Origin of the sequence: Maribacter huludaoensis (assembly GCF_029350945.1) — a bacterium.
Classification (GTDB): domain Bacteria; phylum Bacteroidota; class Bacteroidia; order Flavobacteriales; family Flavobacteriaceae; genus Maribacter; species Maribacter huludaoensis.
In genome coordinates, this window is record NZ_JARKMS010000002.1 from 257,569 (window position 1) to 271,620 (window position 14,052).

Here is a 14,052-nt window from a genome sequence, read left to right on the forward strand (position 1 = left end):
CACTAATTTTCCAATGTGGATGTTAGATTAAGAAAGTTTTTACGCAGACCAAATTTTTTAGGTACTACAGATATTAAACCTTGGCACCATATTTTATTCTGGTTGGTTTACTTCGTCTTCAATACTTTTCGGTGGACGTTTATTCATGATGACTTTTTATTATCGTTACATACCAATTTAATCGGTTTTCCCATACACATTTTTTTGGCCTATTTAAATGCATATTATTTAATGCCCAAATTTATATATACCAAAAAATATGTCCAATATACGATGTGTATACTTTTGGCTTTGGTATTAATGCTCTTGGTCAAGTACAATCTAACGTATTATTTGGTAAGTAAAGATGTAATGCCCGAAGCGCAAGAGGTTATAGATTCATTGACAATTGGGTATGCGGTGCAAACAATGATCGGGGAGGTGTATGTAATATCGTTTTTTACAGCTATTAAATTGACCATAGATTGGTTGCGTGAAAGTAGTAAACTGCATAATCTTGAAAAACGGCAACTTACTACAGAACTTCGTTTTTTAAGATCACAGGTATCTCCGCATTTTTTCTTTAATACTTTAAATAATATTTACGCTTTAACTTTGGAAAAATCTGACCAGGCGCCGGAGGTTATTTTAAAGTTGTCTGAGTTAATGCGCTATCTGCTGTATGCCACTAAAAAACAGCGTCAAGATTTAACAAGTGAAATTAATTGTATTAGAAATTACATAGATTTGGAGCGTATTCGGTTTAATGATGCGTTAGAGGTAGATATGAATATTTCTGGTGATATTACTAATTGTAAAATACCACCAATGCTTCTGATCCCACTTATTGAAAATTGTTTTAAACACGGGGCAAATAAAAATATTGGCGAAATGAAAATCAGTATCAATGTAGAGGTGTACGACCGTTTTATGGATTTTAAAGTGTCTAACTCCATTCCACCGGTAAATAATGACTACGGAGATATTAAGGAACAAGGTGGCATTGGGCTCTCTAATGTAAAAAAACGGTTAGAGTTAGGGTACGGTAAAAACGATTACGATCTAAAGATTTTTGAAAAGGATAATATGTTCAATGTTTTTTTAAAGCTTAAGGTGATATGATTTTGAAAGTTATAGTTGTAGATGACGAGCCGTTAGCAATAAATGTGCTTAAAAATTATATTGAAAGAGTAAAGGAGCTGCAGTTAGAGCGTACTTTCTCTAACGCCATAGACGCATCTTCTTATGTTAGGGACCATCAAGTGGATATTCTGTTTTTGGATATCAATATGCCTTTACTTAACGGCTTGGAGTTTTTAAGCACCTTACAAACCAAACCTTTTGTAATTATGACTACGGCACATGAAGAACATGCTTTAAAAAGTTTTGAACTACAAGCTATAGATTATCTGGTAAAACCAATATCATTGCCTCGTTTTTTTAAAGCTGTGGACCGTGTTATCGATTTAAAAAGAGGTTCTGACAGTAATACATCTGCTAAAGACGTAAAAGCATCCATCTTCGTTAAAGTGGATAAAAAGAAACTGCAGAAAATCTATCTAGACGAAATTATGGTGATAGAAAGCCTAAAGGATTATATTAGAATAATTACCCCTTCTAACAAATACATTATTCATAGGACTTTAAGTAGTTTTACGGATGAGCTTCCAAAAGATAGCTTTATTAGAATTCATCGTTCCTATACTATCGCCGTAGATAAGGTAAGCGTGGTTGAGGGCAATAGTGTAGAAATTGGTGGTATTAGATATACCATAGGTAGAAGTTATTTAACGGATGCAAAAAGTAGGATTTTAAATAATTTAACTGATTAGTACATTTATATTGAGCAAGCTATTTAAATTTAAACAATTCAGTATCAACCAAGATCGCTGTGCTATGAAAATTGGTACGGATGGTGTATTGCTTGGTGCGTGGACCAGTATACGGCACAATCCAGATTCTATTCTTGATATTGGGGCCGGTACGGGAGTTATCGCCTTAATGCTGGCACAAAGAAGCAACGCCGAGGTAATAGATGCAATAGAGATTGATGCGGATGCCTATGAGCAATGTGTTGAAAATTTTGAAATATCGCCTTGGGGAGATCGTTTATACTGTTATCATGCCGGTCTAGACGAGTTTGTTGATGAGATTGAAGATCAATATGAATTGATCGTTTGCAATCCGCCATTTTATTCTGAAACCGTTAGTTCAGGTAATGTGCAACGAGACCAAGCACGACAAAACGAGTTTCTTCCTTTTAATGAATTGTTAGAAGGCGTTTCAAAGTTATTGGCAGAAAATGGGTTGTTCTCTACCATTATACCTTTTAAGGAAAAAGATGCTTTTGTAAAATTGGCGGCAGATGTAAACTTGTTCGTTAACGAATGTTTGCATGTAAAAGGAAATCCTAACGCAGATACCAAACGTGTTTTATTGGCTTTTTCCCATAAAGAACAAGATTATAAAACATCAGAATTAATTATTGAAAGTAGTAGACATCAATATACCATTGATTATGTGAATTTAACCAAAGCATATTACTTAGATATGTAACTTTAACCTTGTGTAATGTTATATTTCTTTATTTATCTTTGAGAAAAGCATTGTTATGAAACCAGATCTATTTGAAGCACCAGACTATTATAACTTGGACGATTTACTATCAGAAGAACAATTGTTGGTTCGTGATGCCGCACGCCAATGGGTAAAGAGAGATGTATCTCCGATTATAGAGGAATTTGCCCAAAAAGCGGAATTTCCGAAGCAAATTATTAAAGGTTTGGCGGAGATCGGTGCTTTTGGACCATACATTCCTGAAGAATATGGTGGTGCCGGACTGGACCAAATAAGTTACGGACTTATTATGCAAGAAATTGAAAGGGGAGATAGTGGTGTTCGTTCAACGGCGTCGGTACAGTCTTCCTTGGTCATGTATCCTATCTATACCTATGGAACCGAAGAACAACGTAAAAAATACCTGCCTAAGTTGGCTACTGGCGAATGGATGGGCTCTTTTGGGTTGACAGAACCTAACCATGGTTCTAATCCTAGTGGTATGGAAACCAAGTATAAGGACATGGGAGACCACTATCTTTTGAACGGTGCCAAACTTTGGATTTCCAATTCGCCATTCTGCGATATTGCCGTGGTGTGGGCAAAGAATGAAGAAGGTCGTATTCATGGTTTGATCGTGAAACGTGGTATGGAAGGTTTTACAACCCCTGAAACACATAATAAATGGTCCTTGAGAGCTTCGGCTACCGGTGAATTGATATTTGATAATGTAAAGGTCCCTAAAGAAAATCTGTTACCCAATAAATCTGGTTTAGGAGCGCCACTGGGATGTTTGGACTCTGCTAGATTCGGTATTTCTTGGGGTGCCATAGGTGCTGCTATGGATTGTTATGATACCGCATTAAGATATGCCAAAGAACGCATTCAATTTGGTAAACCTATTGCGGCAACACAATTGCAGCAAAAGAAATTGGCAGAAATGATTACGGAGATTACCAAGGCCCAGTTATTGGCTTTTAGACTAGGTCAATTAAAAAACCAAGGCAAGGCAACTTCTGCCCAAATATCTATGGCAAAAAGAAATAATGTAGAAATGGCCATAAAAATAGCACGTGAGGCTAGGCAGGTTTTAGGTGGTATGGGTATTACCGGCGAGTATAGTATTATGAGACATATGATGAATTTAGAAAGCGTAATTACCTATGAGGGCACACATGATATTCATTTGCTGATAACAGGTGCCGATATTACAGGAATGCCAGCTTTTCAATAACGTAACATTTTGGTAGTTTACCCTTAACATCAATACAAAAAGCGACTGCTATCTTTGTCTTGCGCTAGTAAGATGTGTGCATGTTTTTTGGATAAAAGCTTAAGCCGATGGGAGCATCGGCTTTTTTTGTGCCCTTATTTTAGCTTGATAGAAAATTGGAAAACCATTTTCCCGATTCTTTAATTGTTCTCTTCAATGTTTTAAAATCTATGTGTACCAATCCAAATCTAGGATGGTAACCTTCTGCCCACTCAAAATTATCTGTAAAGGTCCACACAAAATAACCATGGATATTCAACCCTTCTTGTTTTGCCTTTAGTACTTGACCTAAGTACCGTTTTAGGAAATCTTTACGTTGGGTATCGTCAATTTTTTTTTCGAACATGGTATCCTTAAAAGCGGCCCCGTTTTCTGTGATGATTATTTTTTTGATTTGGGGGTAGTCGTTATATTTTTTGATCATATTGTAAATGCTGGGCGGGTACACTTCCCAATCCATCAATGTGGTTTGTACGTTTCTCTTACTGGCCTTAACAATTTTAGCTTTTATATAAGGTACAAAAAGGCTGTATTTTACCTTCTCCCGTGTATAGTTCTGGATACCGATAAAGTCAAAATTGAACTGGCAATCTTCCATATCGGTAGATTGGATGTAAGGCTGAAGTTTCTTTAGAACCGGAGCTTCGTTTATGGGATAACCTAACCCAAGCGCGGGCTCAATAAATAAACGATTAAGCAAAGCATCAACCTGAACGGCTGTTTTTCTATCTCTTTTATTGTTTCTGTAAGGTGTAATTTGTGAACATGAAAATGTAGTGCCTATATGCGCTTTAGGTACAAGTTTGCGAAGTAATCTGCCGCCTTCCGCCTGGCACAAAACCGCATGATGTGCTGCTGGCAGAAAATTTTTAAGTCCTTTTTTACCAGGTGCATGAACGCCTAAAAAGTATCCGGCGCCTGTAAAAACCATAGGTTCGTTCAATATCATCCAGTTTTTTATCCGATCTCCAAAAGCGTTTGCACACACTTTAGTGAATTCTGAAAACCAATTTAAAATGTCTCTATTGGTCCAACCGCCTTTTTCTTCTAAGGTTTGTGGCAGATCCCAATGATACAAAGTAACCCAAGGGGTTATATTTTGATCTAAACAGAAATTGATGACATCATTATAAAATTGAATTCCTGCTTTATTGATAGCTCCTGTACCGTTGGGTAAAACCCTTGGCCATGAGATCGAGAAACGATAGTTGTCAATATTCATCGATTTCATTAACAAGATGTCTTCTTTATATCTATGGTAAAAGTCACATGAAACATTTGCATTGTCCCCGTTAAGGATTGTTTTGGGTGTAGCGGTAAATTTGTCCCAAATAGATGGTCCTTTGCCATGAAGATCATGTGCACCCTCAATTTGGTATGCTGCGGTTGATACTCCCCATATAAAATCTTCACCAAAATCTGATGCGTTTAAAATGGCCTCTTTATATGTTTTCAATGAAATACGAGCTTTTTTAGCGTAGTACTAAAGATTCTTCTAAAAGTTTTGAAACTATTTTGTCGGTAATATCCGGGTATTCCACTGGTACGATAGTATCTGTGTTCAACCAATGTTTTACTTTGTCCAGATGCTTTTTCTTTAGTGATTTTATAACCGGAACACCCATTTCTGCTAATGCAGCTGCATTACATTGTTGCTCATACTGACCTTTCATGGGTACTACGAGCAATTTTTTTTGCATATAAAGACTTTCTGCAGGCGCTTCAAAACCGGCACCGCATAAGACGCCTTTACTGGTAGCCATACTCTTTACAAAAGCTGTGTTGGTAATAGGTTTTATATGAATGTTTTTGTTGAAGTATTCATAGGTGTTGTGTTTAGAGAAAACTTCCCATTTGGCACTTTTCATCTTGCTTAAGAAATTCAGGAGTTTTTCATCACTATAAGAGGGTAGGTAAACGGTGTAATGTTCACCTTGGGAAATTGATGCTGACCTTATATCATCTCTTATTATAGGTGTGTAAATATTGTCTTCATAGGATTTAAAATGTAAACCAAATTGCTGACTTGTTGGGGCATAGTTGTTTAAAATCCATTTGCCCATTCTATCTTTCTTCTTTGGTTTTGGCGCCAAACTAGATAGTACCGCCGCCTGATGGCTGAGACTGAAACATGGTTTATTTTTAAGTTTACATGCCCAGGCCGTAACAGGCTCAAAGTCATTTATGATCAGATCATAATCTTCTACAGGTATGCTTTTAATTTCCTTCTGTAAGCGCATAGAATTGGCTCTGTAGTAGGTTTTCCAAACATCTACGCCACCTTTTTTGCCAAAAATAAAACTTAACCCTTTTAATTGATACTTAATGGGGTAGGGTAGCTTAATATCAGCTTGTATGCCGCTTACTAAAATATCCAATGATATATGATGCTTTAATAATGCGGGTATAACATCTCTTGCTCTGCTCAAGTGTCCGTTTCCGGTACCTTGTATTGCGTATAGTACTCTCATTTACTCTGCTGTGTCATTCCACTAATTCTAAACTCCTCTAGTAGGCTTTGAAATAGTTCTGCTTTTTCTAAGACAAATGTTTCTTCTTTACTATCTTCCTTGTGGTCTATGATGAGTTGGTCTTCTAGATATGAATATAATTTCCATTGCCCGTTATGATATTCCAGTGCGGTTAAATTCTCGATCCAATCTCCAGAATTTAAATAGATGACCTCTCCTTTATCCGTTTTTATCTTTCTGATTTCCGGTTGGTGAATATGTCCACATATTACATAGTCGTACCCATTTTCTATGGCAATATCTGCTGCAATATGCTCAAAGTCGTTAATGAACTTAACGGCAGACTTTACACCGTTTTTAATTTTTTTGGACATGGAAATAGGTCCTTTTCCTATTTTTTTGCTGATGAAATTAATGGCTCTGTTCAAGACAATTAAAAAGTCATAACCTTTTGCTCCAAGTTTGGCTACCCATTTAGAATGTTGCATGGTTACATCAAAAACATCGCCATGAAAAATCCATGCTTTTTTGTCTTCTAGAGGAATTACCATTTTATTGACAATACTTAAAGAACCCATTCTATTGCCTGTAAACTTGCGCAATAGTTCATCATGGTTTCCGGTAACATAGTGTACGGGAATTCCTTTTGCAACCCAATCCAATAGAAGTTTAACTACTTTCATGTGAGATTTAGGCCAATACCGCTTACTAAATTGCCAGATATCCACAATGTCGCCATTAAGGATTACTTCTTTTGGCCTTATAGATTTCATATACTTTAGAAGTTCTTTGGCGTGGCAACCGTATGTGCCTAAATGAACATCTGAAATGACCACAAGGTCTACATGTCTTTTTTTCATAAAATATGTATAGGTTTCTTTCTTGAAAACCTTAAGAAAGTACTATGGGGTAGTTTTACCTCTAATTCAGTATAATAGGTGGTAGGGGTATTTGAAGTCAAGGTCAATTCAATAGATTTCATATAGTGAAACTTATAGTCGTAAAGTTTCAAAAAATATGCGCATGGGTAGGTTACTGGTAACTTATTTTTTAGTTACCAGATTGTTATGTAATTGAATTTCAGTATAATGTTGGTTAACTATTTCTTTACCAACCTTACCTTTACCGACTTACTGATCGGTGTTTTACTACGATCTGCAAAATGATTGAAAGGTACCAAAACATTGGTCTCCGGAAAATAAGAAGCCAGATTTCCCGATGGAATATTATATGGAACGATCTTAAAATTATGGGCGGTTCTTACAATGTCATCATAAGTGCTGGTAATGTCAACTACATCTAACTTGTTAAGACCAACAGCTTTCATGTCATCTATATTCATGAAGATGACCCGTCTTGCGTTATAAACGCCTCTGTAACGGTCGTCTAAACCATAAATAGTTGTGTTGAACTGATCGTGAGAACGTATGGTCATAAGCATATATTCATCTTTTGCCAAAGTGTGTTCAGGTAGTTTGTTAATTGTAAATTGTGCTTTACCATTGGGCAACATGCTAAAATCCAATTCGCGAACATTATTTGGCAAGTAATAGCCTGCGCCTTTTGAACGTTCTTCGGTATCATTAAAACCTTTTGCAACTTGGTCGATTCTTTTTCTGATCAATTCATAATCTTCACCTAAAGATTTCCAGTTCATAGGATGTTCTTCGCCAAATAAGGAATGCCCTAGATTGGCAATAATTTCCGGTTCGCTCATGATGGCCTCCGAGGCTGGTTTTAAAATCCCTCTTGATTGTTTTACCCTTCCCATACTATTTTCAACCGTAAAATGACGGGGCTTGCCATTTTTCAAATCTTTTTCAGACCTTCCAATAGTCGGTAAGATCAAAGCGGTTTTTCCGGTGATTAAATGTGTACGGTTTAACTTGGTACTGATCTGTACCGTTAAATCGCAATTTTGAATTCCCTTTGCGGTATATTCTGTATCAGATGCCGCCATTAAAAAATTGCCGCCCAAGCACATAAATACTTTGGCGTTACCTTCATACATTGCTTTTAATGTACCTACGACATCTACCCCTTCATGGTTGGGTGGTGTAAAACCTAGGTGTTCTTTAATACGGGTATTTAAACCCTCATCAACAAAGTGTTGAATGCCTACGCTACGATCCCCTTGTACATTACTATGCCCACGTACCGGACATGTACCTGCATTTGGTTTTCCAATGGCTCCTTTCAACAATAGAAGATTTATGAACTCTCTAATATTTTCTACGCCATTCTTGTGTTGGGTAAGACCCATTGCCCAACACACTATAATTTTAGATTTATTCGCCAATAATGTAACCGTGTCGTTTATTTTTTCTTCGGATACGCCAGTTTGCGCCAATAGGTCTTCCGCATTGTAATTTTTTAAATCAGAAATCAAGGACTCATAACCATCTGTATATTTTTCAATAAAAGCGTGGTCAAAAACTGTATTTCCTTTTTCTTCAAAGGCAACTAATTTCTTTAAAATTAACTTTACCAGAGGTATATCTTGGTTAATGTTGACCGCCAAATGAATATCTGCCATGTCCTCACCACCACCGATCCATCCGCCAATATGTTGTGGATTCTTAAAATTCACCAATCCTGATTCTTCTAACGGATTTATACTAATGACCTTACCACCGTTCTGCTTACATTTTTCTAATGCGGATAACATTCTAGGGTGATTGGTGCCTGGGTTTTGCCCGGCTATTAATATGACTTCTGCTTCGTATAAATCCTCTAATGTTGTAGATCCCTTGCCTATGCCTAAGGTTTCTCCCAAGGCAACACCACTACTCTCATGGCACATATTAGAGCAATCCGGAAGGTTGTTGGTGCCTAATGCACGTGCAAACATGCCATATAAAAAGGCAGCTTCATTACTGGATCTACCAGAAGTGTAAAAGATAGCCTCGTCCGGATTGTTCAACATTTTTAATTCAGCTGAGATTAAATCAAACGCGTCCTGCCAAGAAATTGGTTCGTAATGAACGTTGCCTGGTCTTAATACCATAGGTTCAATTAAGCGCCCAAATTTGTTGAGTTCATAATCGGTAAGTTGTGAAAGTTCTTCTACAGAATTATTTTTGAAAAAATCTGCACCAATATGTTGTGTGGTAGCTTCATCACCTAAGGCCTTGGCTCCATTTTCGCAGTACTCAGCTACAGGTGATGGGTGTTCGGGATCGGGCCATGCACAACTTGGGCAATCAAAACCGTCTTTTTGGTTCATGCTCAGCAAGGTGCGCATTGATCGTAATACGCCCATTTCTTTGAACGTATGTTTTAGGGCTTCACGTACGCCTAAATAACCTGCTGCATGAGTTACAGGTTCTTTTACTTCAATATCAAGAAATTCCTCAGACCCTCTAAAAGAGACGTTACGTTCGTTTTTTGCGTTCATGCAATAAACTTAAGAAATGTAATAGTAACGTTTGTAATCATTTCAATTAAAACTGTAACCCAAATGATTAAAATAGGGGATTTTAACTCAACTTAGGGTTGGGGTAATTGTCAGATTGGTCTTCTATAGTATTGTCCAAGCAAGTAAAATCTTTTTCCAACAACAGGTAAAGGTTATTGCCGGCTGTAGTTTTCAAGGTATGGTCAAAAGTTATGATGTCATTGGTAAACCAGGATCTGCCATTGGCCTCTGGCATAAAAAGGGTAATTCTATTGTTTTCAAAATTGATATGTAATTGCTCAATATCGCTCTTTAATACTACACCATAGTTAAATTTTGTAGTTCCAAAATTTGTACTGTCGTAAATTTCTCCATTTTCCGATAATGTTTTCACTTCAGATTGGGTTAATCTAAACCGTACAGAATCACCTTTTATTCTAATTTTCATAACTATAGATTCAGTTCACAACAAAAATAGCGCATCTGACAACAAAATATGGGCGATTGACATCAATTTGTTTCCAATATTTAACCTTACCTATATATTTACAATGTAATTAAAAACGAATTAAATTTTTTCATTTTCATATAGTGTTCTCGTAAAAGAGTCCGGTCTGATAAGATCGGACTCTTTTTAGTTTTAGTCTGTTTTGAGCATAAAAAAACCCATTAAATCAATATCTAATGGGTTCTTGTATTTGATGAAAAGGCTTATTTCCAAATAGGCGCAGGGTACTTTCCAGAATCGGATTTTTCCTTTAAACTGTTCATTGCTTTTTCCTTATCACTGGCATATGTTACACCAAACCAATCTCCACCAGAAGGTATACATTTAACCTCAATTTCGTTGGCCTGTAACATTTCTTGTATCATTAAAGGAATGTATAGTTCGCTGTTGGCGATACGGTCATCATCTTTTAAGAATATTCTAAATTCAGATTCAATTTTATCAAAGATAGATGGTCTACAGACCCAAAAGTTCATACTTGCCTGTTCATCACCTGTAAATTCTAAATTAGTATCCTCATCAATAATCTTATCTTCCTGTTGTACCAGTTTCAATCGCTCTTGTACAGATACAAGGTTATCTCCATTTACTTCACAAACACCTCTAGATACAGAACCATGCTCAGATAAAGTGTCTTTAAGGGTATAGCCTAAAAGTGCATAGGCATTGTTATCGGATTTCATGAAATCCGCCGCTTTTTTGTAGGCAGATTGACCATAAAAATCATCTGCGTTGATCACTACAAACGGTCCGTTGATCACATTTCTTGCCGTCCAAACTGCATGAGCGGTACCCCAAGGTTTTTTACGTTCACCTGTAAAAGTAACTCCGTCAGGTAAATCTGTAAGTTCTTGAGCAAGAACGTTCAATTGAATATTGCTAGGAATTCTTTTTGAAAGATGTTCCTCCAAAAAAGAAACATTTTCTTTTTTGGTAATAACTACTATCTGTTCAAAGTTATTCTGAATTGCATCATATATGGCAAATTCCATCAAAAACTCACCATTAGGACCTAAATCATCAAACTGCTTTAATTTTCCATATCTACTACCGCTACCGGCAGCCATTAATAGTAATGTCATAATTTTCTGTATTTACGGGGCAAAAATAACGAATGTGATTAAAATTTATAGAGATTAATTAATGTAACCGCTATAAACTTGATGATTAGTTAATATGAATGGGTAAGTTTTTATAAATTCAAAGTCATAAACTTCATAAACAAATGGCATCAAGAAGAAATTTTATTAAAAATACATCACTGGCTGGTTTAGGGCTTATGGCAGTACCTAGTTTTGCCCGTAAAAATTTTAGCCTTGAGGATAAATTGAATGTTGGGCTAATAGGTGTAGGGCTAAGAGGGATCAATCATTTGCAAAATTTATTACTTAGAAATGATATAAACGTAACGGCTATTTGTGATATAGATGAAAATAGGATTGCCATTGCCAAAAAGTATATTGCAGATGCAAATGGTAAAGAACCTAAGGTTTTTGGTTCAAATGATCTGGACTATAAGAACCTGTTGGCCCTAACGGATGTTGATGCGGTAATCATTGCGACCCCGTGGTTATGGCACACCAGAATGACTGTGGATGCCATGGAAGCGGGAAAGTACGCAGGCGTGGAAGTTTCTGCGTCTAATACTTTGGAAGAGTGTTGGGATCTGGTGAATACGCATGAACGTACCGGTACCCATATGATGATTCTTGAGAACGTAAATTATAGGCGAGATGTATTGGCCGTTCTAAATATGGTAAAGCAAAATGTATTTGGTGAAATGGTTCATTATAGATGCGGATATCAGCATGATTTGCGTCATGTAAAGTTCAATGATGGTAAAACGGCCTATGGTAAAGGTGTTGAATTTGGTGAAAAGGGTATTTCTGAATCTAAATGGCGAACGGAGCATTCTGTAAAGAGAAATGCCGATGTTTACCCAACACATGGCTTGGGGCCGGTTGCTGTAATGGCAGATGTCAATAGAGGTAATAGATTTGTATCTATGACTTCACATGCCACGAAAGGTATTGGCTTGCATAATTATATTGTTGACCAGGGAGGAACACAACACCCAAATGCAAAAATTAAATTTAAACAAGGTGATGTTATCACCACTACCATTAACACGGCCAACGGTGAAACCATAATCATTACCCATGACTGTAATTTACCAAGACCGTATTCTTTAGGTTTTAGGGTGCAAGGTGCAAACGGCCTTTGGGAGGTTGACGGAAGCCGTATTTATGTGGAAGGCAAGTCTGAACCACATCAATGGGATGATGCAAAACCATGGTTAGAACAATATGATCATCCACTTTGGGAGAAGTATGGGGAGTATGCCTTAAATGCAGGTCATGGCGGTATGGATTTTTTTGTGCTAAATTCTTTTGTAGAATCCGCTAAACAGAACATTGCACCACCATTAGATGCGTACGATGCCGCGGCATGGAGTGCTGTTACACCACTCTCGGAAGTTTCGATCGCCAATAATGGCGAACCCCAGGATTTCCCTGATTTTACTAGAGGACTTTGGATAAAAAGGAAGCCATATCACTGGATGAAAGAAACGTACTAAATCTAACTTGCCTTAGCTTCGTTAAAGGTCTTCTTATCATCAAATTCGCCCTTTGTAATCGTCATTTTTGATTTCTTTTTTGATAATCTGCGAGCTATTTTACGTTCTCTATCAGCTCTGAAACTGGTAGCTTTAAAAATATCCGGAGCAAAAGAGATCGCTAAAACAATGGCGCCCAATCCAAGTAGGGTAATAGGGTTTATAAAATGCTCGCTAAATGAAAATATACCTATGATCAAAAGCGTTGAATAGGGTAGGGAGCAGGCCAATATGTTCAATCCGAAGTTAACATCAAATGTTGGGTTTGGCTGTTCGTCTTTCTCTTCCATAGACTGTATGGCACTCATATGAGCAAATGGCCAAAAGCTACAGGCACTTTGTGGAAATACTACTAATAATAATATCATAGCCGGCGTCATAGCTGGTATGGCATAAGCAAAAATGCCGCTGAGTAAAAATGCTAGACCCATTCTACGGAAAAGCATAGAGATGATCAATTTAAACTCTCCTTTGTTAATTCTTACCGCCATACCAATGAATAACAGTACTAGCGGAGTCATCAAATCTTTAATACTTAGCGCTGTATTTTGAAAAAATGCTGGTAATGACGATAAATCTAACCCAAAACCTAGCATTAACAACCCTACTACGATTACTATGTTTATAGGTTCATTGATCAAGGATATGAAAAGACCTTTTAGCTTGGCAGAAGATGATTCATTTTTTTCAATTACAGCATTTTTACGATACCAATGCATGGCCAACATGTAAAGCAAAATCAAAACAAAAATTTTGTTTCCAATATCTGCAAGTGCGGCCAAAGCCAAGGTGTCGTCACCTAAATAAGCTACGATAAACGGAAAACAGGAAAGACCGGGTGCAGTAGATGGTAAAAGCATCATCAAGGTCCTTTTTTTACTTTTTTCCTCTTTATGTAAAGAGGCCGCCAAAAAATATTTTGTTGCCAATAACATAAGAAGATTGAATGTTAAGGCGGCTAATGGGAACACAAGCAAGGTTCCGTTAAGTTCTATTTTTAACAGGGCTACAAATATAGTAGCTGGTAGGGCTACGCTTAAAATAAGAACCTTAACACCTTTTAAATCTTGCTTTGCCACTTTCTTCTGTAGTAGTACGCCAAGACCTATTATGAGTATTAATTCTAGGGTTTTTTGTAGTGCAAAATTCATCTTTTGAGTGTTTTGGTTTGAGGTGGATCTATAAACTATGAATAGTCCGTAGGAGTTGAATTCAGGATTTTTGTGTCAAGGCAATTATCCAATCTTCCAA

At 36.9% G+C, this 14,052-nt stretch carries 12 protein-coding genes; 5 read left to right on the forward strand and 7 right to left on the reverse strand.

Features of this window, described 5'->3' with window-relative positions; all coding sequences use genetic code 11:
- Positions 1-231 precede the first annotated feature (231 nt).
- From PXC01_RS06185 to PXC01_RS06200, 4 genes are read left to right on the forward strand one after another with little or no spacing between them, the layout of a single operon-like run.
- On the forward strand, positions 232-1,101 hold the full coding sequence (locus PXC01_RS06185) for a sensor histidine kinase (RefSeq protein WP_276471456.1): 870 nt from the start codon (positions 232-234) through the stop codon (positions 1,099-1,101).
- On the forward strand, positions 1,098-1,811 hold the full coding sequence (locus PXC01_RS06190) for a LytR/AlgR family response regulator transcription factor (protein ID WP_276471457.1): 714 nt from the start codon (positions 1,098-1,100) through the stop codon (positions 1,809-1,811). Before PXC01_RS06185 ends, PXC01_RS06190 begins: the two co-directional genes overlap by 4 nt.
- A 10-nt stretch (positions 1,812-1,821) precedes the next feature.
- Positions 1,822-2,535, forward strand: coding sequence for a tRNA1(Val) (adenine(37)-N6)-methyltransferase (locus PXC01_RS06195; protein ID WP_276471458.1), 714 nt, complete (start codon positions 1,822-1,824; stop codon positions 2,533-2,535).
- Positions 2,536-2,590: 55 nt separating this feature from the next.
- Positions 2,591-3,769: an acyl-CoA dehydrogenase family protein gene (locus tag PXC01_RS06200; RefSeq protein ID WP_276471459.1), complete on the forward strand. Its 1,179-nt coding sequence runs from the start codon at positions 2,591-2,593 to the stop codon at positions 3,767-3,769.
- A 139-nt stretch (positions 3,770-3,908) separates the two neighbouring features.
- On the opposite strand, the gene PXC01_RS06205 is transcribed toward PXC01_RS06200, so the two are convergent.
- From PXC01_RS06205 to PXC01_RS06230, 6 genes are all read right to left on the reverse strand, one after another.
- Positions 3,909-5,264 (reverse strand): GH1 family beta-glucosidase, encoded by a 1,356-nt coding sequence (locus PXC01_RS06205; RefSeq protein ID WP_276471460.1) that lies wholly within the window; start codon positions 5,262-5,264, stop codon positions 3,909-3,911.
- A 16-nt stretch (positions 5,265-5,280) separates the two neighbouring features.
- Positions 5,281-6,279, reverse strand: a complete 999-nt coding sequence (locus PXC01_RS06210) for a glycosyltransferase family protein (protein WP_276471461.1) — start codon at positions 6,277-6,279, stop codon at positions 5,281-5,283.
- Positions 6,276-7,139, reverse strand: a complete 864-nt coding sequence (locus tag PXC01_RS06215; protein ID WP_276471462.1) for a UDP-2,3-diacylglucosamine diphosphatase — start codon at positions 7,137-7,139, stop codon at positions 6,276-6,278. The genes PXC01_RS06210 and PXC01_RS06215 overlap by 4 nt, the downstream gene beginning before the upstream one ends.
- 239 nt (positions 7,140-7,378) lie before the next feature.
- Positions 7,379-9,676, reverse strand: a complete 2,298-nt coding sequence (locus PXC01_RS06220) for an FdhF/YdeP family oxidoreductase (protein WP_276471463.1) — start codon at positions 9,674-9,676, stop codon at positions 7,379-7,381.
- Between the two features lie 82 nt (positions 9,677-9,758).
- Positions 9,759-10,124, reverse strand: a complete 366-nt coding sequence (locus PXC01_RS06225) for a DUF7009 family protein (RefSeq protein ID WP_276471464.1) — start codon at positions 10,122-10,124, stop codon at positions 9,759-9,761.
- 263 nt (positions 10,125-10,387) lie between these two features.
- Entirely contained in the window at positions 10,388-11,266 is an 879-nt protein-coding gene (locus PXC01_RS06230) for a nucleotidyltransferase family protein (protein WP_276471465.1), read from the reverse strand.
- Positions 11,267-11,409: 143 nt separating this feature from the next.
- Here PXC01_RS06230 and PXC01_RS06235 point away from each other — a divergent pair, with 143 nt between their 5' ends.
- Complete coding sequence (locus tag PXC01_RS06235; RefSeq protein ID WP_276471466.1) at positions 11,410-12,762, forward strand: Gfo/Idh/MocA family protein; 1,353 nt, start codon at positions 11,410-11,412, stop codon at positions 12,760-12,762.
- Between the two features lie 2 nt (positions 12,763-12,764).
- On the opposite strand, the gene PXC01_RS06240 is transcribed toward PXC01_RS06235, so the two are convergent.
- The gene (locus PXC01_RS06240) at positions 12,765-13,952 is read right to left on the reverse strand and encodes an AEC family transporter (protein ID WP_276471467.1); all 1,188 of its coding nucleotides are present in this window, start codon (positions 13,950-13,952) and stop codon (positions 12,765-12,767) included.
- Between the last annotated feature and the right edge of the window lie 100 nt (positions 13,953-14,052).